This window comes from Curtobacterium sp. ME26 (assembly GCF_903970945.1).
In the GTDB taxonomy this organism is placed as follows: Bacteria; Actinomycetota; Actinomycetes; order Actinomycetales; family Microbacteriaceae; genus Curtobacterium; species Curtobacterium citri.
The window spans coordinates 20,269-41,239 of sequence record NZ_CAJCKG010000026.1 but is presented as its reverse complement, the minus strand read 5'-3'; the positions used below and the strand labels follow the sequence as shown (position 1 = coordinate 41,239).

Genomic DNA, 20,971 nt, shown 5'->3' with positions numbered 1-20,971 from the left:
GTGGGACTTCGTCCGTTCCCACTACTGGCTGCCGAGCTGGCTCTAGGCGGGTCCGGCTGACGGACGGGAGGCGCGGGGCGGCGCCGCACCGCGCCTCCCGTCCGGCTCCGCTCAGGTCCCGACGCGCCGCGGCAGCGTCAGGACGGGCCGTGCAGCGCGTGCTCGATCGTCGCGCGGTCCAGCGGCGCACCGAGCATCGGCTGCCGCCCCGTCGGGGGCAGGACGCCCTCGATCACGACCTCGGCGTAGCGCCGCCAGGCGTCCGGGTCGTGGTCGCGCGTCCGGTCCGCCACGGCGCCGACCATCACGGTGAGCATCGGCAGGTCGGACCACGCGAAGCCGGCGCGCACGACGCCCGCCGCGTGCGCCCGCTCGATGATCGCGTTGACCTGGGACTCGAGCCGGTCACGCTCCTCGACCACGGACGGGCGGGCCTTGCCCGCGCGCACGATGGCGTCGGCGAGGGCGCGGTCACGCGCCCGGAACTCGAAGACGCCCATCAGGTAGACGCGCAGCCCCTCGCGGGGGTCGGACTCCTCCGCGGCACGGGCGGCGGCGGCGTTCATGGCCTCGAACTTGGTGGAGAGCAGCGCCTCGATCAGGGAGTCCTTGTCGGCGAACCGCCGGTAGACCGTCCCGACGCCCACACCGGCCTCGTGCGCGATGTCGTTGAGGGTCACCGACAGGCCGCGTTCCGCGAAGCACTTCCGTGCCGTCTGCAGGATCAGCTCGCGGTTGCGCGCGGCATCGGCGCGCAGGGGGCGCTCGAGGTCGGGCGCGGAGTCGGTGGTGCTCACGGACCCGACCGTAGTTGAAGTTTCTGGGAACAAACGGATGCGACGACTCCGTTTCGGTCTACACTGACGACAACCGGATGCGCGGCATCCGGTTCCACCTCCTCGCGAAGCGCTCGACGGCGCGTGCTCCGCCACCTCCACCCTTCACCGAAGGAGGCTGCCGTGACGGCAGAACAGACCGTGCCGACCCCCACCGGGGCCGCACCCGCGACGACGAGCCCGACCGGCTCGGGCGCCGCTCCCGAGAAGGCGAACCGCCGGTGGATCGCCCTCGCGGTCATCGCGCTCGCCCAGCTCATGGTGGTGCTCGACGCCACCATCGTGAACATCGCCCTGCCCTCGGCCCAGGCCGACCTGGGCTTCGGCAACGACCAGCGGCAGTGGATCGTCACCGCCTACTCGCTGGCGTTCGGCTCCCTCCTGCTCCTCGGCGGACGCCTCGGCGACCTCTTCGGCCGCAAGAACACGTTCATCGTCGGGCTCGTCGGCTTCGCGGCCGCCTCGGTCCTCGGCGGCCTCGCCGACTCGTTCGGGCTGCTCGTCGCGGCCCGCGCGCTGCAGGGCGTCTTCGGCGCGCTGCTCGCCCCGTCCGCCCTCGGCATGCTGACGACGACCTTCCGCGACCCGAAGGAGCGCGGGCGCGCCTTCGGCATCTTCGGGTCGATCGCCGGCTCGGGTGCGGCCATCGGCCTGCTCCTCGGTGGCGTCCTGACCGAGTACACCTCGTGGCGCTGGTGCCTGTACGTCAACGTCGTGTTCGCGGTGCTCGGCGTGATCGGTGCGCTCGTCTTCATGGCGCGGCCCCCGAAGGTCGAGCGACCCCGCATCGACGTCGCCGGCGTCCTGACGATCACGGCCGGTCTGGTCGGCATCGTCTACGGCTTCTCGAACGCCGAGTCGAACGGCTGGGACGCTCCGCTGACGATCGTCATGCTCGCCGCCGGCGTCGTGCTCGTCGCCGCCTTCGTGGTCATCGAGACGCGGGTCGCACACCCGCTGCTCCCCCTGCGCGTCGTCCTCGACCGCGACCGCGGCGGGGCCTTCCTCGCGATCGGCCTGGTGGCGATCGGGATGTTCGGCATCTTCCTGTTCCTGACCTACTACCTCGAGCAGACGCTCGGCTTCAGCTCGCTGCAGACCGGGCTGGCGTTCCTCCCGATGCCGCTGTCGATCATGATCTCGGCGACGCAGATCGGCGGGCGCCTGCTCCCTCGCGTCGGGCCGAAGGTCCTCATCTTCGCCGGCGGCCTGGTCGCCGCGACGGGACTCCTGCTCCTCCTCCGCACCGACGTCGACAGCTCGTACGCGGGGACCGTCCTGCCCGCGCTGATCGTCATCGGTCTCGGCATGGGCACGATCTTCTCGTCCGCGATGAACACGGCGACCACCGGGGTGGCCCGGGCGGACGCCGGCGTGGCCTCGGCGACGGTGAACACGATGCAGCAGATCGGTGGATCGATCGGTACCGCACTGCTGTCGACGATCTTCGCCGACGTCGTGGCGGACAGCCTCTCCGGGCTGTCGGCGGCGCCGACGAAGCTGCAGCAGGCGCAGGCCGTGATCGACGGGTACCACGTGGCGTTCGGCATCTCGGCGGGCGTGCTCGTGCTCGTCGCCCTCGCCGGTGGCCTCCTGATCAACCGGCAGTCGGTGCGGCTCGCCAAGCTCGAGCACGCGTCGAGCGCGACCACGGGCAGCATCCCCGCGGCAGCGCACTAGCCCGGTCTCGCGGCGGGGCACCCGTCCTGTCCGCGGCGGGGTACCAGTCCTGTCCCGCGGCGGGGCACCCGTCCAGTCCCGCGGCGGGGCACCCGTCCTGCGACATCCCACGCGTCGATCGACGCGTGGGATGTCGTCGTTCCGGCCCCTTGCATGCCAGTCGACCTCGCCGTCGGGACAGTGGCGTTGCGCCCCGTGTCGGACACCCTCGCTCGCGTCAGGGGTGGCGGATATCGTGACGGCCATGGCCCCCGTCCTGACCTCGCCGCTCGTGTCGACGCAGTGGCTCGCCGACCACCTCGGCGCCGACGACCTCGTGGTCGTCGACGCCTCGGTGCGGACCGAGGGCACGGGGACCGCGATGCGCTGGCAGGGCGCCCACGACGCGTACGAGCAGCACGGGCACGTGCCCGGCGCGCGGTACGCCGACCTGCTGCACGACTTCTCGGCGCCCGACGCCGACCTGCCGTTCACCCGTCCGGGCGCCGAGCACTTCGAGGCCGCCGCACGGGCCCTCGGGGTCACCGCGTCGAGCACGGTCGTGGTCTACGACGACGGCGTCGGCGAGTGGGCCGCACGCCTGTGGTGGATCTTCCGCGCGTTCGGCTTCGACACCGCCGCGGTGCTGGACGGCGGCTTCACCAAGTGGCGGGACGAAGGGCGCCCCGTTCGGGTCGGACCCGTGCGCGCAACGCCCGCCACCACCGGCGCGGACCCCTTCCTGGCCGGGGAGGAACGGCCGGTCTGGGCGGACCACGACCGCGTCCTCCGCGCCGTGCACGGCGAGGAACCGGCGGCGGTGGTGCTCGCCGCGCCCGCGTCCTCGCTCGGCACCGACCACCCGGGCATCGTGCCGGGCAGCACGGTCATCACCACGGACGACGTCGTCGACCCGGTGTCGAACACGCTCCGACGACGTCCGGCCCTCGCCGAGGTGTTCGCTTCCGTGCTCGGCGCCGACGAGGTCGTGACGTACTGCGGGGTGGGCAGCGCCGCGTGCGTGGACGCACTCGCCCTGACGGTGCTCGGGCACGACCGGGTGCAGGTGTACGACGGGTCCCTGGCGGAGTGGTGGCGGCTCGAGCCGGAGCTGCTCGCGTCCTGACGTCCCCACCGGGAACACCGCCGCGCACTAGCGTGGGCACCATGAGCAGCAGACGCGCGGTCGTCCTCGGCGGTACCGGCGGCATCGGTTCGGCGGTGGTCCGCGACCTGCTCGACGTCTCGGGTCGCGGCGGTGACGACTGGCAGGTGGACGTGCTCGCGCGCCGCGGCGGTCCCGCTGCCGAGGCCCTGACCGCGGCGGGCGCGACCTTCGTCCCCGGCGACCGACGGGACACCACGGTGCTCCGTGACCTGCTGCGGCCCGGCGCCGACCTGCTCGTCGACACCGTGGGACTGACACGTGACGACGCCCTGCAGCTCCGCCCGTTCCTCGACGACGTCGGCTCGACGGTGTTCGTGTCCTCGAAGGCCGTGTACGTGGACGACCGGGGGCGGCACGCGAACTCCGTCGACCGTCCCGTGTTCGGCGGCCCCGTCTCCGAGCTCCAGCCCACCGTGACGGCCGGCGACGGCGACCCGACCACGCGCGACGGGTACGGCGCGGCGAAGGTCGCCGCCGAGCAGGTCCTCCTCGACCACGGCGCACCGGTCACCGTGCTGCGACCCTCGAAGGTCCACGGCGTCGGCATCGGGCGTCCGCGCGAGTGGTTCGTGGTGCGGCGTGCGCTCGACGGTCGGGAGCGCATCCTGCTCGCCGACCACGGCCGCGGCGTCGACCACACGACCGCGGCCAGCGGCATGGCGTCCCTCGTCCGGCTCGTCGCCGACGCACCGGACCGCCGCATCCTCAACGTCGCGGACGAGAGCGCGCCGGACGTCCTCGAGATCGTGCGCACCCTCGCCGGGCTCGCCGACCACCGCTTCGACGAGGTGCTGCTCGACCAGGACGCCCCCGCGTTCGTCGGGACGACGCCGTGGAGCTCCCCGTCCCCGTTCGTCCTCGACACCACGGCGGCGCGGGCGCTCGGATGGCAGCCGCCCCGGTACGCCGATGCCGTGCGCCCCACGGTCGAGTGGCTGCTCGAGACCGCCCACGCCGTCCCCGCCGGCGGCGACGTCCCCTGGGCGGACGACCCGTTCTGGGACCGCATGTTCGACTACGGCCCCGAGGACGCCGCGCTGGCGCTCCTCTCCCTCGGCCGGGACTGAGGCGGGGATCGAGCCGGTGCCCCGGTCGGAGGTGCTGTTCGTCGGCGGCCGGTCGGGCGTCGGGAAGTCGACCGCGGCCGAGGCGCTCCACGACCTGCTCGTCGCCGCGGACGTGCCGCACGCCGTCGTCGAGGGCGACCTCCTCGACCTCGCGCACCCCGCACCGCACGTCGAGCACCCCGCTGCGCACCTGGCGGAGCGGAACCTCGCCGCGATGTGGGCCGCCTACCGCGAGCTCGGGCACCACCGGCTCGTCGTCACGAACACCGTGTCCGTGCTGCGGACCGCCGAGCTCGCCGCGGCGATGGGCGACGACCCGCTGGTCACCGCCGTCCTGCTCCGCGCCTCCGACACCACCACCGCCGGACGGCTCGCCCGTCGCGCGGGTGGTGCCGTCCCGCAGGCGCAACTGGCCCACAGCACGGCGACGGCCGGGAGGCTCGAATCGGCCGTCGCGGACACGGTCACCCGGGTGGACACCGACGGGCGCACGCCGGCTGAGGTCGCGCGCGTGCTCGGTGCACTGACCGGCTGGTTGCCCGCCTGAGACTCCGTAGCCCGTGGCCCGTGGTCTGTGACCGGCGGACTGTGGACGGCGTGGCTCCGTCCACGGATCCACCCGCCGGGACCACCGTCCAGCGCGACCGGGGCAGGCTGGAGGCATGAACGACAACCGGCTCGGGACCGCGGTCAGTCCGTACCTCCGCCTGCACGCCGACAACCCGGTGGACTGGCGGGAGTGGGGACCGGAGGCCTTCGCCGAGGCGCGGGAGCGTGACGTCCCCGTCCTCGTGTCGGTCGGATACGCGACCTGCCACTGGTGCCACGTGATGGCGCGCGAGAGCTTCTCCGACCCGGAGATCGCCGAGCTCCTGCGGCGTGACTTCGTCGCCGTCAAGGTCGACCGCGAGGAACGTCCCGACGTGGACGCCAGCCTGATGGCCTCGGCGAGCGCGTTCACGCAGCAGCTCGGTTGGCCGCTCACGGCCTTCGCCACGCCGGAGGGCCGCGTCTTCTTCGCCGGCACCTACTACCCGCCGACGCCGGTCGGACAGGTCGGCTCGTTCCGCCAGGTGCTCGCGGCGGTGCTCGACGCGTGGACGGAGCGTCGGCACGAGGTCGACGCGAACGCCGGTGCCATCGCGTCGGCGATCCGGCAGGGTGCCGAGGCGGACGCAGCCGCCCAGGGCGGCGAGGTGACCGCGCGGGTCGAACCGCGCCTCCCGGCCGTCGACGCGGTCCAGGGCGTCACCGCGCAGCTCGCCACGGCGGAGGACACGACGTACGGCGGGTTCGGTGGCGCGCCGAAGTTCCCGGGCGCACCGCTGCTCGAGTTCCTCGCCGACGTGGCGGCCGACGACACCGCCGATGCCGACGCCGACGCCGAGCGCGTCGCTGCCGGCCTGCTCGACCGGAGCCTGCACGCGATCCGGTCGACCGAGTTGACCGACGCCGACGGCGGCGTGTTCCGGTACGCGACCAAGCGGGACTGGAGCGTGCCGCACTACGAGCGGATGCTGTACGACAACGCGGGCCTGCTCGCGGTCGCCGACCGCGACCAGGCGAGGGGCATCGCGGACTTCCTCCGGGAAACCCTGCGGCGCCCCGACGGTGCGTTCGTCGCCGCACAGGACAGCGAGTCCACCATCGAAGGCCGCCGGGTCGAGGGCGAGTGGTACCGGCTGCCGCTCGACCAGCGGGGCCGGTACGCGCCGCCTCCCCTCGACGACCAGGTGCTCACCGGCTGGAACGGCCTGGCGATCCGGGGACTCGCCGTCGCCGGGGCGCGGCACGACGACGCCGAGATGATCGCGCTGGCCCGCGCCGCCGCCGACGCCGTCCTCACCGCGCACGTGCGGGACGACCACGTCGTCGTCCGCTCGAGCACGGCCCACGGAACGTCGTCCGCACCGCCCACCATCGAGGACGTCGGACTGCTGGCGGAGGGGCTCCTCGAACTCGCACTCGTCACGGGTGCGGTCGGGTACGCCGTCACCGCCCGGAGCCTCGTCGACGACGGGCTCGCCGGGCGGTTCGAGGCCGATGCCGTCCTGGCGGCCGCCGGGACCGCGACGGGCGAACAGCCGCAGACCGCGATGCGCTCGGGGACCGTGGCGCTGGCGTCGACGGCCGCGGTGCTCGCGGCGCTCACCGGGGACCAGGACCTGCGGACGGCGGCGGCCTCCCTCGTGGCCGACCGCGCACGGACGGGGACGGAACGGCCGCTCGGGCACGCGGACGCCCTCGGACTGGCGCTCGCGCTGCAGCGCCCGTCGCGCGAGGTCGTCGTCGTGGCCGCCGTCGACGATCCCCTCCGCCGGACCGCGCGGCACGCCCGCCGACCCGGCACGGTGGTGGCGACCGTGACCCCGGAGCAGGCCCGCGCGTGGGCCGACGCCGGGTTCTCCTTGTTCGCCGGTCGCGACGGCACCGCTCCCGCCGCGTACGTCTGCCACGACCACGTCTGCGCCCTGCCGGCACACACGGACGCCGAGCTCGCCGACCAGCTCCGCTGATCGTCCCCGCTGGCCGACTCCGCTGGCCGACTCCGCTGGCCGTCCCCGCTGGCCGACTCCGCTGCCGGCGGACGACGATCCCACCGACGCCACTCGCTCCGCTATCCTGGAATGCTCATGTCTGCCACGCCCGTCATCACGTACCCGCCCGAACTGCCGGTGTCGCAGCGGCGGGACGACATCGCCGCCGCGATCCGCGACCACCAGGTCGTGATCGTCGCGGGTGCCACCGGCTCGGGCAAGACGACGCAGCTGCCGAAGATCTGCCTCGAGCTGGGGCGCGAGTCCATCGGGCACACGCAGCCCCGGCGGATCGCCGCCCGGACCATCGCCGAGCGCGTGTCCGAGGAGCTCGGCGGCGAACTCGGCGACCTCGTGGGCTACCAGGTGCGGTTCACCGACAAGGTGAGCGTGAACACCCGGATCAAGCTCATGACCGACGGGATCCTGCTCAACGAGATCCACTTCGACCGCGACCTGAAGCGCTACGACACGATCATCATCGACGAGGCGCACGAGCGGTCCCTCACGATCGACTTCCTGCTCGGGTACATCAAGCGGCTCCTCCCCCGCCGGCCCGACCTCAAGGTGATCATCACCTCCGCGACGATCGACCCTGAGTCGTTCTCGCAGCACTTCGGCGGTGCTCCGATCATCGAGGTGTCCGGCCGCACCTACCCGGTCGAGGTCCGCTACCGACCGCTCGTGGCCGAGGACGCCGGCGACGACACCACCGACGAGACCGATCCGCGCACGGACGACAGCGGCGACGGCGGGAACGCCGACGACCGCGACGTGCTGCAGGGCATCACCGACGCGCTCGACGAGCTGGCGCGCGAGGACCCGGGCGACGTCCTCGTGTTCCTCTCCGGCGAGAACGAGATCCGTGACGCGCAGGACGCCATCGAGGGCAGGCGCTACCCGGGCACCGAGGTCCTGCCGCTCTACGGTCGGCTCTCCGCGGCGGACCAGCACCGCGTCTTCGACAAGCGCACCACGCCGGGCGTCCGACGTCGCGTCGTCCTCGCGACCAACGTCGCGGAGACGAGCCTCACCGTCCCGGGCATCAAGTACGTCGTCGACACCGGCACCGCCCGCATTTCCCGGTACTCCCCGCGGGCCAAGGTGCAGCGCCTGCCGATCGAGGCCATCAGCCAGGCGAGCGCGAACCAGCGGTCCGGTCGCGCGGGCCGCACGAGCGCGGGCATCGCGATCCGGCTCTACTCCGAGCAGGACTTCGACCGGCGCCCCGAGTACACCGACCCCGAGATCCTCCGCACGAACCTGGCCGCGGTCATCCTGCAGATGATCTCGCTCGGGTTCGGCGACATCGAGTCGTTCCCGTTCCTCCAGCCGCCGGACTCCCGAGGCGTGAAGGACGGCCTCGACCTGCTCCGCGAGCTCCGTGCGGTCGACGCCGACGGCCGGATCACGAAGTCCGGCCGCCAGCTGACCCGCCTGCCGATCGACCCCCGCCTCGGTCGGATGGTGCTCGAGGCCGGTCGGCAGGGCGTCGGGCGCGAGGTCATCGCGATCGTCAGCGCCCTGAGCATCCAGGACCCGCGCGAACGGCCCCTCGAGAAGCGTGCGCACGCCGACCAGCTGCACGCGCGCTTCGCCGACCCCACGAGCGACTTCCTGACGCTGCTCAACCTCTGGAACCACATCGAGGACAAGCAGGACGAGATGTCGTCGAGCGCGTTCCGGCGGCTGTGCAAGGCCGAGTTCCTGAACCACCTGCGCATCCGCGAGTGGCAGGACCTGTACCGCCAGCTCTCCCGCGCCGCGAAGCAGGTCGACGTCCGCGTGGGGCAGTCCCGCTCCGAGGACGGCGACGCCGTGCACCGGTCGCTCCTCTCCGGGCTCCTCAGCCAGATCGGGCTCCGCGACAAGGAGAAGCGCGACTACCTCGGCTCGCGGAACACCCGGTTCGTGGTGTTCCCCGGCAGCGTCCTGGCGAAGAAGCAGCCGGATGCCGTGATGGCCGCCGAGCTCGTCGAGACGAGCCGCCTGTTCGCGCGCACGGTCGCCAGGATCGACCCCGCCTGGGTGGAGCCGCTCGCCGGTGACCTGCTCAAGCGCACGTACGGCGAACCGCACTGGGAGAAGAAGCAGGGCGCGGTGGTCGCGTACGAGCGGGTGACCCTGTTCGGCGTCCCGATCGTGCAGCGCCGGCGCGTGCAGTACAAGCGCGTGGACCCGGAGCACTCGCGCGAGCTGTTCATCCGGCACGCCCTCGTCGAGGGCGAGTGGGACGCGCAGCAGGCCTTCGACCGGGCGAACCGGAAGCTCCGCCGCGAACTCGAACAGCTCGAGGAACGCACCCGTCGCCGCGACATCCTGTTCGACGACGAACGCGTGTACGAGTTCTACGACGCCCGTGTCCCCGCCGACGTCGCCACCACCCGCGACTTCGAGGGGTGGTGGCGCCAGGCGCGACGCGAGCAGCCCGACCTGCTCACGATGCACCGGACGGACCTGCTCGACGAGGACGCCGCGGAAGCAGCGCAGGACCAGCAGGAGTACCCGACGCAGTGGCGCTCCGGCGACCAGCGCCTGGCGATCAAGTACCGCTTCGAGCCGGGCGCGCAGGACGACGGTGTGAGCGTCCAGGTGCCGCTCGCGCTGCTCCCCCGGATGCGCGAGGAGGGCTTCGACTGGCAGGTCCGCGGGCTCCGGAAGGAGCTCGTCACCGCGCTCATCAAGTCGCTGCCGAAGCAGATCCGCAAGAACGTCGTCCCCGCAGCGGACTGGGCCGAGAAGATCGTCGCCGAACTGCCCGACGACGCCCCCACCGAGCCGACGGAGTCGTTCCGCGCGACGCTCGCCCGGGCCATCCAGCGGATGACCTACGTGTCCGTCAGCGAGTCCGACTTCGACCTCGGTCGCGTCCCGGCGCACCTGCTGCCGACGTGGGCCGTCGTCGACGAGCGCGGCCGCCGGGTGGAGACCGGCAAGGACCTCTCGGCGCTGCAGACGAAGCTCAAGGACCGGACCCAGCAGAGCGTCGCCTCCGCGACGGTGCAGGCGGCGGCACGGCCGGGAGGCGCGGCACGCGTCGCCGGGGCGGCCTCCGGCGCGCAGGTGGAACGGTCCGGCCTCACCGCCTGGCCGTCCCAGGACCTGCCGCAGGTCCTCGACACGAAGCAGGCGGGCGGCGTGATCCGCGCCTACCCGTCGCTGGTCGAGGAGGGCGAGGGCCCGAAGGCGACCGTCGGCGTGCAGCTCCTCGCGACCCCCGGCGACCGGACCGTGCGGATGCCCGCCGGTGTCCGACGGCTCGTCATGCACGCGGTGCCGTCCCCGGTGTCGTACGTGCAGTCGCACCTGACCGCGCAGGAGAAGCTGGCCCTGGCGGCGAGCCCCTACCCGTCGACGGCGGCGCTGTTCGACGACGTCCTCGCGGCGGTCGTCGACGCCGGCATCCGACGGCTGCACCCGGACGGACTGGTGTTCACGAAGGCGGAGTTCGAGGCCGTCCGCGACGCCGTGTCCGCGACGGTGGTCGACACGATGTTCACCGCCGTGTCCGAGGTCGCGGCTGTCCTCACCGCGCAGCGCGCCGCCGACAAGTCGATGAAGCAGGCGAACTCGATGGCGCTGCTCCCGGCACTCACCGACATGCGCCAGCAGACCGAGCGCCTGGTCTTCCCGGGCTTCGTCGCGGTCGCCGGACTCGACCGGCTCCGACGGATCCGGGTGTACCTGCAGGGCATCGACGCGCGCGTGCAGAAGCTCCTGCAGAACCCGGGGCGCGACGCGACGTGGATGCGCGAGGTCACCGTGACGACCGACCGCTACACGGACGCGGGCGGCACCTTCCCGCCCGCCGTCGGGGCGCATCCGGAACTCGTGCACGCCCGGTGGATGCTCGAGGAGTTCCGGCTCAGCCTGTTCGCGCAGGAGCTCGGCACCGCCGAGACCGTTTCGCTGCCGCGCATCACGAAGGCCCTGGCCGCCGCCCGCTGATCGGGCTCAGCCGGCGTCGGTGGCCAACCCCTCGGTCGCCAGGCCCTCGACGACGGTGACGTTCGGCAGGGCCGCCGCCAGGACCGTGCCCGGCAGGAAGACCTTGGCCCCGCGCAGGCCCGCGCCGATGACGACCTCCGGGGCCTCGAGCACGCGGGCGTCGACGTACACCGGCCAGTCCGCGGGGAGCCCGATCGGCGTGATGCCGCCGTACTCCATGCCGGTCAGCTCGACGGCCTGGTCCATCGGCGCGAAGCTCGCCTTCCGGACGTCGAGCAGCCGCTTGACGACCCGGTTCACGTCGAGCTTCGTCGACGCGAGCACCACGCACGCCGCGTAGCGGACCTCGTCGCCGCGCTTGCCGGCGACGACGATGCAGTTCGCCCCGCCTTCGAGCGGGTACCCGTAGGCGTCGGAGAACGCGGCCGTGTCCGCCAGGTCAGGGTCGATCGGCGCTGCCTCGATCCGGGCGAGCAGGTCGCTCGGCAGCCCGACCAGGGCCTGGGCGACGGGGATCGCCAGGAACCCGGTGGCGACGAGTACGGGGGAACGGTCGAGCGTGGGCATGCGTCCGACCGTAGCCAGGCCCGTCCGGTGCCATGATCAGGTGTGCAGCTCCACGACTTCCCCGTCCCGGACACGGCCGCGGCGCGCGCGGCTGCGACGCTCGCCGACGCGTACCAGTCCCCCGCCCTCACCGCGCACGCCGTCCGGTCCTGGTACTGGGCCGAGGGCTTCGCCGCCGTCGACGGCATCACGGCGGTCGACCACGAACTCCTCTACGTCGCCGCGCTGCTGCACGACATCGGCACCGTCCCGGAGTTCGACAACGTCCGCAGCTCGTACGAGCACGCCGGCGGCCACGTGGCGATCGCCCTCACCACGGGCGCGGGCTGGAGCGGAGCCCGACGCCAGCGCGTCCTCGACGTGATCGTCCGGCACAACTGGCCGAGCGTCGACGTGTCCCTGGACGTCGAGGGACACCTGCTCGAGCGGGCGACCGGGCTCGACATCAGCGGGGTAGACGCCGACGGGCTCCCCGTCGACTACCTGCGCGAGGTCGTCCGCGCGTTCCCCCGCGGGTCGATCGCGGCCGAGTTCGGCGCCTGCGTCGTCGACCAGGCCGACCGGAAGCCCGACACCGCTGCGCGGCGGATCGTGGACGCGGGGGTCGTCGAGAAGCTCCGGCACAACCCGCTCGAGCGGCTCGGCTGAGGCCGACCGGCACGTTCGGGAGGGTGCCGGCGATCAGGCGCGCTCGTCGATCGACCGCGCTCCGGGCACCGGCGGGGCCGGATCGTCCGACGCCTCGGGGTCGTCCGCCCGCGCCCACTTCACCGTCCACCGCACCAACGGCTGCACGCGGTCCCACGCCGCGGTGACGTCGTCGAGCGGGCTCTCGAGCGGCAGGTGCACGAGGGCGGCGTAGTGCTGCATCCGGAGCAGGTCGATCCGCGGGTGGTCGGCGTCGTACCCGCGCGGGGCGGTCTTCAGCGGCGGACCGGCCAGTTCGTACCCGGCGTCCGTCAGGGCGTCGAGCTCCCGACGGAGGGCGGCCGCGGCCCGGGGGTGCTCGTCGATCGCGGTGCGCGCGGCGTGCAGCTGATCGCGCGACGGTTCGTAGAGTCCACCGCCGACCTGCAGCCCGTCGGCCCCGGCGCTCAGGTACATGCCGCCCGCGGTGAGCCCGGTGTCCTCACGGTACGGGCGCTTGTCCGGCGTGAACCGCAGGTCGCGGTGCTGGCGGAGCACCCGTCCGGGACCGTAGCGCCGCTCGGCCACCTGCAGCAGCGCCTCCATGGGGTCGCGGACGTGCCGCTCCCAGTCCTCCCGGTGGTCCTCGAACCACGACTTCTCGTTGTGGGCGGCGAGCCCGCGGAAGAACGTCGCCAGCGCGGGCGAGAACGGCGTCTCGGTCATGTCCCGAGTGAACCGCCCCGGGGTGCACGGTCATCGGCAGCCCGGGGTACGAGACTGGCCCGGTGAACGAACTCCGACCGATCGACCTCGACACCTGGCCGCGGCGCGAGCACTTCGCGCACTACCGCCGGGAGCCGTGCGCGTGGGAACTGACCGTCGACGTGGACGTCACCGCGTTCGTCGCCGCGGTGCGAGCGGCCGGTGTGAAGACCTACCCGTCCCAGATCTGGGCGATCTCCACGGTGGTGAACCGGCACGCCGAGTTCCGGATGCAGCTCACCCCCGATGGGCAGCCCGCCGTGTGGGACGTCGTCCACCCGACCTTCACGGTGTTCCACCCCGACACGGAGACGTTCTCGGTGCTCGTGGTCGAGCACGACGACGACCCGCGGACGTTCCACGACGCGGTGGTCACGACGACGGCGACGTACCGGGACGACCACCGGATGTTCCCGCAGGGCACGGGCCGCACGGACACGTTCGACGTGTCGACCCTCCCCCGCACGTCGTTCACCGGCTTCGCCCTGCACCTGACCGGTGCCGAGGACCACCTGCTGCCGATCGTCACGCTCGGCCGCCACCGGCAGCAGGGCGACCGCACCCTGATGCCGCTCGCGCTGCGGGTGAACCACGCGGCGGTGGACGGCTTCCACGCCTCCCGGTTCGTCACCGAGCTCGAGGAGCTGTTCGCCGACCCGTCCTGGCTCGGCTGACCGTCCCGTCCCCCGGTCGCACACCGCCCGGGAGCACCGTGGTCGGCATGCACGACGACGAACTCACCGCCCTCGCGGTCTCCCGCGCCCTCGACAACGTCGCCGACGGTGGCAAGCCCTTCGCCTGCCTGATCGTCCGCGACGGCGAGGTCGTGGTCGAGGCCGTCAACCACGTCGCCCAGACCGGCGACCCGACGGCGCACGCCGAGATCCGCGCGATCCGTGCCGCCGCCGAGCAGGGCATCACCGACCTGACCGGCCACGACGTGTTCGTCACCGCGTACCCGTGCCCGATGTGCCTCGGCGCGCTGTACTACGCCCAGCCCGACCGCGTGGTCTTCGCGGCGACCCGCGAGCAGGAGGGCGAGCACTACGAGGACGGCAACCGCCTGATGACGCTCGCCACCTTCTACGACGAGTACGCGAAGCCGGTCGAGGACCGCGCCCTGCCGACCGAGCAGGGTCGGGTCGACGACCCGACGGCGCCGTTCCGCGAGTGGACCGCCCGCCACCCGTCCTGACCGGACGCCACCGCTCGCCGGGCGTGACCACGGGACGGACGGGAGGCTCGTCACCTCTCCGCCGCGCGCCTCCCGTCCGTGGCAGGGCCGGGTCTCAGGGAGCCGGCGTCAGCCGGTAGAGCACCTGCGGACGGCCGCGACGGCCGTACCGGTGCGCCAGGTCGATGGCGCCCGTCGCGACGAGGTGGTCGAGGTAGCGGCGCGCGGTGGCGCGTGAGGTGCCGGTGGCCCCGGCGACCTCGTCGGCCGAGCGGGCGACCACCGGGTCGAGGGCCGCGACGACGCGACCGAGCGTGGTCGCGCTGACGCCCTTCGGCAGGGCGCCCTCGGAGGTGTCGCCCGAGGCGCGGGCGGGGGTGACCACGCGCACCGAGCCCGTGGCGAGCAGGCGGTCGACGTCGCCCTGCCCCATCGGCACGTCGCGGTGCGCGTCGTCGCGTGACCGGCGCTCGACGGCGTAGGCGCGTAGTCGGTCCTGCAGGGCCTCGCGGTCGAACGGCTTGAGCAGGTACCCGACCGGGTGCGCGGCGAGCGCCTGCCGCACGGTGACCTGGTCGCGCGAGGAGCTGACGACGAGCACGTCGGTCCGGTCGACACCGGCGACGTGCATGCGGTGCAGCACCTCGATGCCGCTGATGTCGGGCAGACGCATGTCGAGGAGCACGAGGTCGACTCCGCGCTCGACCGAGGCCAGTGCGGCGCCGCCGGACGCGACCGCCCCGACGACCGCGAACCCCTCGGTCGCGGCGACCCACCGGGAGTGGAGTGCGCGGGCGCCCGCGTCGTCGTCGACCACGAGCACCCGCAGCGGTGCGGGCCCGGACGCCGTCACGACCCCGCCGCCATCTCGACGTCGAGCCGGGCTCCGCCGAGCGCTGCCGAGCGCCCGACGACCACGGATCCGCCGCGGTCGGTGGCGGTGCGCCGGACGACCGCCAGGCCGATGCCCCGCCCGAGCCCGGTCTCGTCGGCCTTCGACGACCAGCCGCGGGTCAGCACACGGTGGGCGTCGGCCGGGTCGATGCCCGGGCCGTCGTCCTCCACCGTGACCGTGGTGCGCCCGTCCCGGGTCGCGACGGTGCAGGCGACGTTGGTCGCCCCGGCCTCGGCGGCGTTGCGGCACAGGTTCGCGACGACGAGCAGCACCGCGTCGTCGAGCACGACGTCGTCGGCGACCCGCAGGTCGAGCGTGGCACCGGCCGCGGCGAGCTCGGACCGCACCGCCGCGACCGACGCCGTCGCCACCGCACCCCGCCGCGGCGACCCGGCACCACCGCCGCTGGTGAGCCCGGGCGCGACGGCGTCGATGTAGGCCATCGCGTCCTCGTCGTCCCCCTGCTCGACGAGCCCGCGCACCACGTGCAGCCGGGTGCCGAACTCGTGGGCCTGCTCGCGCAGCGCCTCCGTCGTCCAGCGCACCTGCCGGCTCTCCGCGTCGACCGCGTCGGCCCGGCGCAACCGGCGCGCGATCACGAGCGACAAGAGCACGCTCGCGAGCGTCGCGGTGACGAGTGCACCGGTGCTCCACGGCAGCAGGGTGCCGAGGGCCCGCTCCCGGTCGGCCGCGATGGTCGACTCGAGCACGCCGACCGCGACGACGCCGACGACCTCGCCTCCGTCGTCGCGGATCGGCACCTTGGCGCGGAGCGTCGCGCCGGACGGGCCGGTCTCGGTGCCGACGAACCGCGCACCGCCGAGCACGGGTGCGATCGTCGTCTCCACGGGCTCGCCGCGTTCCGCGGGGTCCGGGTGGGTGATGCGGACGCCCTCGTCGTCGGTGACCACGACGTAGGAGACGCCGGAGGCGCCCTCGACGAGCGTCGCGATGGGTTGCAGCGCCGCGGTGGCCGACGCGAGGTCGTGGGCGTCGGCGAGCGCCCCTGGGGTGCCCCGGTCGGCGGCCGACGACACCGCGTCACGCACCTCGGGCAGGTCCGCCAGGCTCGCGGCGACACCCGACACCCGGTCGACGACGGAGCTCCGGATGCTGCGCTCCTGCACCACGGCGGCGACCCCGGTCGTGACGCCGGTCGCCGCGAGCACGATGACGCTCGGGAGCGCGAGGACCGCGATCCGCCGCAGCCGTCCGGGACGTGCCCTGGTCACCGTGGCGTCCTCCTCCGGCCGCGACGCCGTGAGCGTCAATGAGCACATCTCCGCCGCCGGCTGCTCGTCCGGTCGGCGGCTGCCATCGTACTTCTCGACCTGCGGCACGACGACGTGCGCAGGAGGGAGACATCGATGCCAGAGCAGTCAGTGCCGGAGCAGTCAGTGCCGGCGCAGTCCGGACCAGGGCAGGCCGTGCCGGGGCAGTCCGTGCCGACGGGGTCGCCGACCGGGCCGCGTGTCCGTCGTCCCGTCGCCCGCGTGGTGGGTGCGGCCGTCGCCGCGGTGTCCATCGCGGTCGCCGCCTTCGGGTCCGTCACGTCGGCAGCGGCCGGCGGGGACCCCACCCGGTCCGTGACCCTCGTCGCACCCGCGGCTGCCGGCGGTGGCTGGGACGGTGTCGCCCGGTCGATGCAGCAGGCCCAGCGCGCGAACGGGATCGTGAACGCCGTCCAGGTCGTGAACATGCCGGGCGCCGGCGGCACCATCGCGCTCGGCAACGTCGCGCGGCTCGCGGGGCAGACCGACACGCTGCTCGTCGGCGGGACCGGACTGCTCGCCGCGGAGATCCAGTTCGGCTCCGCCGTCACCCACGACGACATCACGCCGCTCGCGGTCACCGTCGAGGAGTACGACGTGATCGTCGTCCCCGCCGACTCGCCCTACGAGACGCTCGACGACCTCGTCGCAGCGTGGCGCGAGCGCCCCGGCTCGGTGCCGTGGACGGGCGGCGGTTCGTTCGACCAGCTCGTCGTCACCGACCTCGCCGTCTCGGCCGGGATCGACCCGACGGACACGAACTACATCCCCTCGGACGGCGGCGGCGAGGCGATCCAGGCGCTCCTCAACGGCACGGCCGCCGCGGCGTCGGGCGGGTACCCGGACAACATCGACCAGATCGAGTCCGGTCGGCTGCGGGCACTCGCGCTCGTCGCTGCGGAGCCGGTCGACGGCATCGACATCCCCACCGCGGTCGAGCAGGGGCACGACGTCACGCTGACCAACTGGCGCATGATCGCCGCGCCGGGCGGGCTCGACGACGACCAGCGGACGCAGCTCACCGACATCGTCCTCGACACGGTCCGCACCCCCGAGTGGGCGGACGCGATGCAGCGGTACCACTGGACCGAGCGGATCATCACCGGCGGGGACCTCGACGCGTTCATCGACGAGGAACGCGAGCGGATCCAGGGACTGTACGAGGAGCTGGGCCGGTGAGCCGTCCGAGCAACCCCACGTCGTCGTCCGCGGTCGTCGGGCAGCGGCTCACGCTCCGGGCCGACCCGGGCCGGGTCGCCGCGGTCGCGAAGGAGCTGACCACCCCGGCGCTCTTCACCGCGTTCGCGGTCTACCTCGTCGTCGGCATCGTCACGATGGAGGTCCCCGCCGGCACCGCGTTCCCCGGGCCGGCGGTCTTCCCCGGACTCGTCGCCGCGGCGCTCCTGCTGCTCGCCGCCCTGCTGGTCGTGCGGTCCGTCCGGGCCGCGCGCGGCCGACGGGTCGGGTCCGACGGCACACCGCCGGAGGCCCGCACCGACGCCGCCCGACGCGCCGACACGCACACCGCCACCGCCACCGACACCGACACGACCGGCACCTCGGTCGAGCAGCGCTCGGTCCGCGTCGACTGGCGCTCCCTGGCCTGGGTCGTCCTGTCCTTCGCGGGCTTCGCGCTGCTGCTCGGCGTGCTCGGGTGGATCGTCGGCGCCGGGCTGCTGTTCCTCGGCGTCGCGAAGGGGCTCGGCGCGCCCGGCTGGCTGCGTCCGCTCGTCGTCGGGCTGACGGTGAGCGCGATCAGCTACATCGCCTTCGACATGCTGCTCGACCTGTCGCTGCCCTCGGGCATCGTCGGATGGGAGTTCTGACGTGGACGTCCTCGGTCTCCTCGGCGACGGCTTCGCCGGTGCCCTGACCCCCGCCAACCTGCTCTGGGTCGTCGTCGGGTGCCTGCTCGGCACCGCCGTCGGCGTCCTCCCCGGCCTCGGTTCGTCGATGGCGGTGGCGCTGCTGCTGCCCGTGACGTTCTCGCTCGACCCGACGGCGGCGTTCATCATGTTCGCGGGCGTCTACTTCGGCGGGCTCTTCGGCGACTCGACGATGGGCATCCTGATGAACACGCCGGGGCAGGCCTCGGCGATCGCCTCGACGTTCGAGGGTCACAAGATGGCGCTGAACGGACGAGCGGCCCAGGCACTCGCGACGGCCGCGATCGGCGCGTTCGTCGGCGGCATGATCGCCTCGGTCCTGGTCGTGTTCCTCGCACCGGCGCTCGCATCGTTCTCGTCGAGCTTCGGACCGGCCGAGTTCTTCGCCCTCGCACTCTTCGCGTTCGTCACGACCTCGTCGGTCGTCACCGACGACGCGCTGAAGGGCCTCGGGTCGCTGTGCCTCGGGCTCGGCATCGCGGTCATCGGCGTCGACGGCATCTCGGGTGCACCGCGCTTCACGATGGGCGTGCCGGAGCTCTTCGACGGCATCTCGCTCGTCACGGTGACGGTCGCGGTCCTCGCGCTCGGCGAGGTCATCTACGTCGCGTGCCTGGCCCGACACCTGAAGGACGGCCGGATGGTGCGGGCAACCGGTCGCCCGTGGCTCTCGAAGCGGGAACTCCGCGAGGCGGCACCCGCGTGGCTGCGCGGCACAGCGATCGGGCTGCCCTTCGGCGTGGTCCCCGCCGGCGGGTCCGAGATCCCGACCTTCCTGGCCTTCGGGCTCGAGAAGCGACTCGACGCACGCCGGAAGCACCCGCAGTTCGGCACGGGAGCGATCCGCGGTCTGGCGGCGCCCGAGGCCGCGGGCAACTCGACGACCGGCATGGCGATGGGCGCCCTGCTGTCCCTCGGTCTGCCGGTGTCGGCGACCGCCGCGATCATGCTCGCCGCGTTCCGCCAGTACGGCCTGCAGCCGGGCCCGCTGCTGTTCGACCGCTCCCCCGACCTGGTCTGGGCGCTGCTGGCGTCGTTCTTCATCGCGATGGTCGTGCTGCTCGTCATCAACCTGCCGTTCGCGATGCTCTGGGCGAAGCTGCTCCGCATCCCGCGGGCCTACCTGTACGCGGGCATCGCGGTCTTCTGCGGACTCGGCATCTACGCCACGAGCGGTTCGGTGTTCGACCTGCTCATGCTGCTCGGCATCGGTCTCGTCGGGTTCCTCATGCGGGCACTCGACGTGCCGCTCGCGCCGCTCATCATCGGCATGGTGCTCGGGCCCCTCGCCGAGACGAGCCTGCGCGACGCGGCGCTGAGCGCCGACGGTGACTTCTCGGTCCTGGTGGCCGGGCCGATCCCGATCGTGCTGTACGCCGTGCTGGCGGTCGTGGTCGCGGTCACCGTGACCAGCCGCGTCCGGGCGCGGCGGGCTGCGCGCCGCGAGCTGGTCGACGCCTAGCGGCGCCGGAGCGGCGCCGACGGGAGGCACGTGGCGGCCCCGCACCGCGCCTCCCGTCCGCAGGTGGCGCGCTACGCTCGGCGGATGCGCGCGACCGTGCGGGACGTGGCGGCCCTCGCCGGGGTCTCCCCGAAGACCGTCTCCAACGTGGTGAACGGCGGTGTACCCGTGCGGGCCGCGACACGGGAGCGCGTCGAGCGTGCGGTGGCCGAGCTCGGCTACGTGCCGAACCTCTCCGCCCGCGGACTCCGGAACGGTCGCTCGGGCGCGATCGCCCTGACGCTGCCGGAGCTCGGCAACGCCTACTCGGCCGAGCTCGCGCAGTGGTTCGTCGAGCTCGCCCGCGAGCGCGGGTGGACGGTGCAGCTCGACCAGACCGGTCACGACCCGGGCCGTGAGCGCGAACTCGTCTCCCGGGCCCGCGCGCACCTCGTGGACGGACTCGTGCTCAACCCGGTGTCGCTCAGCGCGAGTGTCCTGGCCGAGACCGAGGGGCTCCCGCCGACCGTGGTCATCGGCGAGGTCGAGCCCGAGCACGTCGACCAGGTGCACGTGGACAGCCGGCTGGCCGCACGCGAGGTCACGACCCACCTGCTCGACCGCGGGCACCGTCGGATCGCCGTGGTCGGAGCGGCGCGCCCCACGGACGCCACCGCCACGAGCGAGCTGCGCGACCGGGGTCACGCGGACGCGCTCGGCGCGGTCGGCCTCGAGGTCGACCCGTCCCTCCGCGTGCCGCTGCCGGCGTGGACGACGAGTGCCGCCGCCACCGGGTTCGCCGCGTGGCTCGACGCGAACCCGCTGCCGGACGCGGTGTTCGCCTACACGGACTCGATCGCGTTCGGCGTGCTCCACGTCCTGGCAGCGCGGGGCGTCCGCGTCCCGGAGCAGGTCAGCGTCGTCGGGTTCGACGACGTGGACGCGGCCGCCTTCGCGATCCCGGCGCTCACGACGGTGTCGTTCGACCGGCGGGCGTTCGCGACCGCCGCGCTCGACCTGCTCACGCAGCGGATCGCGTACCCGGAGGCGCCCCCGTCGACCGTCGTCGTGCCGCACCGGATCGTCGAGCGCGCGAGCGTCGCGACGCGCTGACCAGCGACGCTGCACCA

At 73.5% G+C, this 20,971-nt stretch carries 18 protein-coding genes; 13 read left to right on the top strand and 5 right to left on the bottom strand.

The window, feature by feature from the left end:
- Positions 1-137 precede the first annotated feature (137 nt).
- Positions 138-797 carry a TetR/AcrR family transcriptional regulator gene (locus H7A69_RS11455; protein WP_182047127.1) on the bottom strand — a complete coding sequence of 220 codons (660 nt, stop codon included), beginning with the start codon at positions 795-797 and terminating at the stop codon, positions 138-140.
- Between the two features lie 162 nt (positions 798-959).
- Here H7A69_RS11455 and H7A69_RS11450 point away from each other — a divergent pair, with 162 nt between their 5' ends.
- From H7A69_RS11450 to hrpA, 6 genes are all read left to right on the top strand, one after another.
- Positions 960-2,516: an MFS transporter gene (locus H7A69_RS11450; RefSeq protein WP_182047126.1), complete on the top strand. Its 1,557-nt coding sequence runs from the start codon at positions 960-962 to the stop codon at positions 2,514-2,516.
- 244 nt (positions 2,517-2,760) lie between these two features.
- Entirely contained in the window at positions 2,761-3,621 is an 861-nt protein-coding gene (locus tag H7A69_RS11445) for a sulfurtransferase (RefSeq protein ID WP_182047125.1), read from the top strand.
- 41 nt (positions 3,622-3,662) lie between these two features.
- Positions 3,663-4,730: an NAD-dependent epimerase/dehydratase family protein gene (locus H7A69_RS11440; RefSeq protein ID WP_182047124.1), complete on the top strand. Its 1,068-nt coding sequence runs from the start codon at positions 3,663-3,665 to the stop codon at positions 4,728-4,730.
- 16 nt (positions 4,731-4,746) lie between these two features.
- Positions 4,747-5,277 (top strand): ATPase, encoded by a 531-nt coding sequence (locus tag H7A69_RS11435; RefSeq protein ID WP_182047123.1) that lies wholly within the window; start codon positions 4,747-4,749, stop codon positions 5,275-5,277.
- Positions 5,278-5,392: 115 nt separating this feature from the next.
- Positions 5,393-7,246 carry a thioredoxin domain-containing protein gene (locus tag H7A69_RS11430; RefSeq protein ID WP_182047122.1) on the top strand — a complete coding sequence of 618 codons (1,854 nt, stop codon included), beginning with the start codon at positions 5,393-5,395 and terminating at the stop codon, positions 7,244-7,246.
- Positions 7,247-7,363: 117 nt separating this feature from the next.
- Entirely contained in the window at positions 7,364-11,215 is a 3,852-nt protein-coding gene (gene hrpA, locus H7A69_RS11425) for an ATP-dependent RNA helicase HrpA (RefSeq protein ID WP_182047121.1), read from the top strand.
- A 6-nt stretch (positions 11,216-11,221) separates the two neighbouring features.
- Here hrpA and H7A69_RS11420 read toward each other — a convergent pair whose 3' ends face one another.
- Positions 11,222-11,782: a YbaK/EbsC family protein gene (locus tag H7A69_RS11420; protein ID WP_182047120.1), complete on the bottom strand. Its 561-nt coding sequence runs from the start codon at positions 11,780-11,782 to the stop codon at positions 11,222-11,224.
- A gap of 42 nt (positions 11,783-11,824) precedes the next feature.
- On the opposite strand from H7A69_RS11420, the gene H7A69_RS11415 reads away from it, so the two are divergent.
- Positions 11,825-12,430, top strand: a complete 606-nt coding sequence (locus H7A69_RS11415; RefSeq protein ID WP_182047119.1) for an HD domain-containing protein — start codon at positions 11,825-11,827, stop codon at positions 12,428-12,430.
- A gap of 33 nt (positions 12,431-12,463) precedes the next feature.
- Here the strand turns inward: H7A69_RS11415 and H7A69_RS11410 are convergent, their stop codons facing one another.
- Positions 12,464-13,135, bottom strand: a complete 672-nt coding sequence (locus tag H7A69_RS11410) for a DUF2461 domain-containing protein (protein WP_182047118.1) — start codon at positions 13,133-13,135, stop codon at positions 12,464-12,466.
- Between the two features lie 62 nt (positions 13,136-13,197).
- Here H7A69_RS11410 and H7A69_RS11405 point away from each other — a divergent pair, with 62 nt between their 5' ends.
- Positions 13,198-13,848, top strand: a complete 651-nt coding sequence (locus tag H7A69_RS11405; protein ID WP_182047117.1) for a CatA-like O-acetyltransferase — start codon at positions 13,198-13,200, stop codon at positions 13,846-13,848.
- Between the two features lie 47 nt (positions 13,849-13,895).
- A complete protein-coding gene (locus tag H7A69_RS11400) occupies positions 13,896-14,369 on the top strand; it encodes a nucleoside deaminase (RefSeq protein ID WP_182047116.1) in 474 nt (157 codons plus the stop codon).
- Between the two features lie 94 nt (positions 14,370-14,463).
- Here H7A69_RS11400 and H7A69_RS11395 read toward each other — a convergent pair whose 3' ends face one another.
- Together H7A69_RS11395 and H7A69_RS11390 are read right to left on the bottom strand one after the other, a co-directional pair.
- A complete protein-coding gene (locus H7A69_RS11395) occupies positions 14,464-15,201 on the bottom strand; it encodes a response regulator (RefSeq protein WP_182047115.1) in 738 nt (245 codons plus the stop codon).
- The gene (locus H7A69_RS11390) at positions 15,198-16,475 is read right to left on the bottom strand and encodes an ATP-binding protein (protein ID WP_259346191.1); all 1,278 of its coding nucleotides are present in this window, start codon (positions 16,473-16,475) and stop codon (positions 15,198-15,200) included. The genes H7A69_RS11395 and H7A69_RS11390 overlap by 4 nt, the downstream gene beginning before the upstream one ends.
- Before the next feature lie 135 nt (positions 16,476-16,610).
- Here H7A69_RS11390 and H7A69_RS11385 point away from each other — a divergent pair, with 135 nt between their 5' ends.
- From H7A69_RS11385 to H7A69_RS11370, 4 genes are all read left to right on the top strand, one after another.
- Complete coding sequence (locus tag H7A69_RS11385) at positions 16,611-17,693, top strand: tripartite tricarboxylate transporter substrate binding protein (RefSeq protein ID WP_182047114.1); 1,083 nt, start codon at positions 16,611-16,613, stop codon at positions 17,691-17,693.
- Entirely contained in the window at positions 17,690-18,340 is a 651-nt protein-coding gene (locus H7A69_RS11380) for a tripartite tricarboxylate transporter TctB family protein (RefSeq protein WP_182047113.1), read from the top strand. The genes H7A69_RS11385 and H7A69_RS11380 overlap by 4 nt, the downstream gene beginning before the upstream one ends.
- Before the next feature lies 1 nt (position 18,341).
- Positions 18,342-19,862, top strand: coding sequence for a tripartite tricarboxylate transporter permease (locus H7A69_RS11375; RefSeq protein ID WP_182047112.1), 1,521 nt, complete (start codon positions 18,342-18,344; stop codon positions 19,860-19,862).
- 84 nt (positions 19,863-19,946) lie between these two features.
- Entirely contained in the window at positions 19,947-20,954 is a 1,008-nt protein-coding gene (locus H7A69_RS11370; protein ID WP_182047111.1) for a LacI family DNA-binding transcriptional regulator, read from the top strand.
- Positions 20,955-20,971: the final 17 nt, after the last annotated feature.

Excerpts from the sequence above, each read along its gene's own strand:
- H7A69_RS11420 (WP_182047120.1), bottom strand. The coding sequence starts at position 11,782 with ATGCCCACGCTCGACCGTTCCCCCGTACTCGTCGCCACCGGGTTCCTG.
- H7A69_RS11370 (WP_182047111.1), top strand. The coding sequence starts at position 19,947 with ATGCGCGCGACCGTGCGGGACGTGGCGGCCCTCGCCGGGGTCTCCCCG.
- H7A69_RS11400 (WP_182047116.1), top strand. The coding sequence starts at position 13,896 with ATGCACGACGACGAACTCACCGCCCTCGCGGTCTCCCGCGCCCTCGAC.
- H7A69_RS11385 (WP_182047114.1), top strand. The coding sequence starts at position 16,611 with ATGCCAGAGCAGTCAGTGCCGGAGCAGTCAGTGCCGGCGCAGTCCGGA.
- H7A69_RS11410 (WP_182047118.1), bottom strand. The coding sequence starts at position 13,135 with ATGACCGAGACGCCGTTCTCGCCCGCGCTGGCGACGTTCTTCCGCGGG.
- hrpA (WP_182047121.1), top strand. The coding sequence starts at position 7,364 with ATGTCTGCCACGCCCGTCATCACGTACCCGCCCGAACTGCCGGTGTCG.
- H7A69_RS11445 (WP_182047125.1), top strand. The coding sequence starts at position 2,761 with ATGGCCCCCGTCCTGACCTCGCCGCTCGTGTCGACGCAGTGGCTCGCC.
- H7A69_RS11430 (WP_182047122.1), top strand. The coding sequence starts at position 5,393 with ATGAACGACAACCGGCTCGGGACCGCGGTCAGTCCGTACCTCCGCCTG.
- H7A69_RS11440 (WP_182047124.1), top strand. The coding sequence starts at position 3,663 with ATGAGCAGCAGACGCGCGGTCGTCCTCGGCGGTACCGGCGGCATCGGT.